Source organism: Amycolatopsis sp. NPDC051716 (assembly GCF_040681595.1).
GTDB lineage: Bacteria > Actinomycetota > Actinomycetes > Mycobacteriales > Pseudonocardiaceae > Amycolatopsis.
Genome location: NZ_JBFAZA010000090.1, coordinates 1 through 3,932, shown reverse-complemented (window position 1 = coordinate 3,932; position 3,932 = coordinate 1). Strand labels below are relative to the sequence as shown.

General features: G+C 36.6%; 4 protein-coding genes and 1 pseudogene. 1 reads left to right on the top strand and 4 read right to left on the bottom strand.

Features of this window, described 5'->3' with window-relative positions:
• Positions 1-46: 46 nt before the first annotated feature.
• The 3 genes and pseudogenes from AB0M30_RS47520 to AB0M30_RS47510 form a co-directional block, all read right to left on the bottom strand.
• Positions 47-370: a universal stress protein gene (locus AB0M30_RS47520; protein ID WP_364599258.1), complete on the bottom strand. Its 324-nt coding sequence runs from the start codon at positions 368-370 to the stop codon at positions 47-49.
• 8 nt (positions 371-378) lie between these two features.
• Positions 379-1,956, bottom strand: coding sequence for an Nramp family divalent metal transporter (locus AB0M30_RS47515; RefSeq protein ID WP_014011560.1), 1,578 nt, complete (start codon positions 1,954-1,956; stop codon positions 379-381).
• A 174-nt stretch (positions 1,957-2,130) separates the two neighbouring features.
• Positions 2,131-3,290 (bottom strand): annotated as a pseudogene (locus tag AB0M30_RS47510) (IS3 family transposase).
• A gap of 77 nt (positions 3,291-3,367) precedes the next feature.
• On the opposite strand from AB0M30_RS47510, the gene AB0M30_RS47505 reads away from it, so the two are divergent.
• On the top strand, positions 3,368-3,580 hold the full coding sequence (locus AB0M30_RS47505) for an integrase (RefSeq protein WP_032398721.1): 213 nt from the start codon (positions 3,368-3,370) through the stop codon (positions 3,578-3,580).
• A gap of 35 nt (positions 3,581-3,615) precedes the next feature.
• On the opposite strand, the gene AB0M30_RS47500 is transcribed toward AB0M30_RS47505, so the two are convergent.
• On the bottom strand, positions 3,616-3,932 hold a 317-nt coding region (locus tag AB0M30_RS47500; RefSeq protein ID WP_364599255.1), incomplete at its 5' end, for a hypothetical protein.

The window sequence follows — 3,932 nt, the reverse complement described above, 5'->3', positions numbered from 1 at the left end:
CGCGAAGCTGGGCTTCGGCGGGATCGCGGCGGTCGCTCATCGGTCCTCACAGGTCTGGCGGGGCAGCGCCCCGAACGGCGGCAGCCGGATCACCTTCTCCACTGTACAGCTGAATGTTTTTTACACCGCTATTTTCTGCATATTGTTTGTACTTTTCCAAATTAAGTGACAATTGACTTTGTTTCTGCCTCAAGTACTCAGGGTCTAACGCTTCATAAACATTCAGCTCTTCAATTTCTAAAATTGAGGCAATCAGTAATGCGGCTCCAGTTTTACTCGCTTGCTTTACAGCATATTGAAAGGCTTTTTGAGCTCCTTCTGATTCATCTACCCCAACTAAAATATTTTTAAATTCATCAAATCCTTCCATAGTGCTTCTTACCTTTCATTAATTAATTGATTATATTTTTTATTTCCTTTATACAGTTCAATAATTGTCCACGCTAACAGTAGTAATACTGCGACGATAATGACATAGGCAATAGAATCAGCTAGTACAAGTTGGCTTGATGTCACCTTTTCACCAAAAAAACCTTCAATTTGGCCGGGCAATCCAATCAAATTTAAATATGTCAATCCAATTACTGAACCCCATCCTATTATCCGAATAACTATCGAATTTTTAAACCGGCTTCCCATTTCCACCTCACTATTGGTCATCATTAATAATGGTACCATCGAAAATGGTAACGCAAAAGCTAAGAAGACTTGTGAATTATTCATTAGTGTATTTAACGCTGTGTGCTCCCGAATCGTTCCTTGCCTGCTTGTAATAATTACACAGATTAACACTGGGATAACTGAAATCAAACGCGTAATTAAGCGTCTTAGCCAAATTGGCATTCTCATATGAATGAATCCCTCCATAATTACTTGTCCAGTTAAAGTTCCGGTAATCGTTGAATTTTGTCCAGAAGCTAGTAACGCGACTGCGAATAATGTAGAAAGAAGACCTGATTTTGCAACGGTGATTAAAATTCCGTTACTCAATGTATCCGAATTTGATAAAGCCTCATACAACCCAAAGAATGATGGATCTTTCACTGCCCCTGTTTTAAAAACAGCAACTCCCATTATGAGCAATAAGGAGTTAACAAAAAAAGCGAGAGTCAATTGAATGTTAGAATCCCATGTTGAAAATCGTACAGCATTGGCGATTTCATCTTCATCCGTACGATTTATCTTTCGAGTCTGAGACACAGCCGAATGTAGATATAAATTATGAGGCATAACGGTTGCACCAATAATCCCTAATGCACCAGTTAAAGGCGTTTGACCACCAATTGAATGTGTAGAGGAGAACGTTTCACCAGTCGGAACCAATCCTTTAAGTACATCCCCCCAATTAGGATCAGACAACGCTACTTGATAAACAAACACAAAAAGAATTACAAAAATCAAACAGACAACTATTGCTTCAATTTTTCTAAAACCAACTTTCGTTAACAACAATAATATTAAAACATCAAATACCGTAATAAAGACTGCGACGACAAGCGGAATATTAAAAAGTAAATAAAGAGCAATTGATGCGCCAATTACTTCCGCAATATCTGTTGCCATAATCGCTAATTCCGTTAAAATCCATAAAATGATTCCTAGTTTTTTACTCGTTCTCGCTCGAATTGCTTGAGCTAAATCCATTTGACTAACAATTCCCAATTTAGCAGCCATATATTGTAATAGCATTGCAATTAAACTAGACATTAAAATGACCGACATTAATAAATACTGGAAGTTTTGCCCACCCGTAATCGAAGTAGACCAGTTGCCTGGATCCATATATCCCACAGCAACTAATGCTCCCGGTCCAGAATAGGCGAACAGGGTTTTCCAAAAGCCTTTGCCTTTGGGTACCTCGACAGTTCCGTTAATTTCCTCTAAAGAGGGACCATTCGCATGCTGAATTAATCGAGGTTTGTGCTCTTTACCAGACTGACTTGTTGTATCTTTCAAAATATTTCCACCTTCCTTTAAGAATATTATAAGTATACACCTCTTTTTTATAAAATTAAAGCAAAATATTAGGCAAACCTAAAAAAAAATAAACATCGCCTAATTTAATATTATTTGCCTTCATTTCATTTGTATCGGAATGAATCAATTGTACACTGGACCAATGTCAAATATTTAGACACAAAATGAGCTATATTTTCTTAAAATAATTTTCTTCTTTCTGATTTGGAGTTAAACCCTTGTTGGCGGAATGAGGATTATAATTGTTATAAAATTGTTCGATGTATTCAAAGCAAGAGAGTTGAACTTCTTAAATGGAGTGATAAGTTCTGCGATTAATTTCTCGTTGTTTAAGATACTTGAAAAAGACCTCAGTGACGGCATTATCATAAGGATATCCAGGCTTGGAGTAAGAAGCAAGCAATTGATGCTCATCTAATAACTTTCTAAAGGAAGCTGATTTAAATTGGCTTCCTTGATCCGAATGAAAGATAATTGGTTCCTTAGGCTTCCTCTTATTTATAGCTATCTCTAAGGTGTCACAGGCGAGTTTGGCATCAATTCGATCACTTACTTTCCACGCAATACATTTCCTTGAGTAGAGGTCAAGAATAGCACAGAGATAAACATGTCGTTTAGGTCCTATAGAGATATAAGTGAAATCTGTTGTCCAAACTTGATTTGGGGAGTTCGGGTTAAATTCTTGTTTAAGCAGATTATCAGAAGAAAATACAGGAGCTTTCTTTGATTTAAAACGAGGTTTGATGGTTGACATTTTAGGGAGTGTCATAGACTTGAGAAGTCTTAAGATACGGCCTTCAGAAATATTAACGCCATAATCACGCAGAAGAATGATTTTAAAAGCTCTCGTTCCAATTCTTTTCTTGGCTTTCATATAAATCTCAAGGAGTAATTTTCTCAAGCGTTGATTTTCTACTTCACGCTTCGAAAGCCTCTTGTTTATGAAAAGTTATAGTAGGTGGAACGATTGACATGTAAAACACGACAGAGCATAACTGTCGTGTGTTCAAATCTGAGTCGATAGATGGCTTTCAATCTTACTTGGAGTTTTGCATGAATATGGCACTCGCTTTTTTTAAGATCAGATTTTCTTCCTCTAGTTGGCCATTCCTTTTTTGTAATTCTTGAATCTGTTTAGCAGTCAACACCGTATTATCTTCAAGACGCACTTGAGAGTACTGCTTAATCCATTTTGCAAGTGCAGAAGAAGATACGCCATAATCTTTACAGAGTTCAGTTTGTGTTTTACCAGTTTGATAGAGATTAACAAGCGATTGTTTGAAATCCTCGTCGTAACGTTTAAAACCTGACATAAAAGTCCTTTCATTTTTGTGTCTTAATAGACAGATTATAACACCCAATTTTCTGTCCACTTTTATAGTATAGCTCCATGGCACGTGTTGGTGATCTTTTAGGAATCAACTATCTAGGAACGCATACCATGCGTAAAACAGGCACTTATCGTGTTTATACGCAGTCGAATTATAATATTGGTTTAGTCATGCATTTATTAAACCATTCAAGCGAAGCCATGACTTTAACATATCTTGGATTAGATCAAGCTAGTCGAGAAACGATGTTAGACCAAATTGATTATGGGTAATGAATGTTTAGAACTTAGTAGTCGTCCAAAAACGACTACTTTTTTTGTTGAATCGTCCTTGGACGATTCAATGCTTTTGACTTGTAAGAACAGGATTGAATGAAGCCATACTGTTCGCATATTTTTAGTGGATGAACAAACAAAATACGAGAGATTTTTTGTTCGTTCATCCATGGTTTTAGAAAAAAGAGGGACGATTTCGGAAGAAGAAAATCGTCTCTTTTTTTTCTTCTTTTTGTATGACAAAAAGAAAGATTTTTTGCCCATTTTATTTTTATAAAATGGGTAGGTGGCGTTTGCGTAAAGCAAATCGACACAATCCAAAGGGGATAAAAGGGGAAAGTGAAACTTC

Coding starts and splice junctions, on each gene's coding strand:
- AB0M30_RS47520 (WP_364599258.1), bottom strand. CDS start 370: ATGGAAGGATTTGATGAATTTAAAAATATTTTAGTTGGGGTAGATGAA.
- AB0M30_RS47505 (WP_032398721.1), top strand. CDS start 3,368: ATGGCACGTGTTGGTGATCTTTTAGGAATCAACTATCTAGGAACGCAT.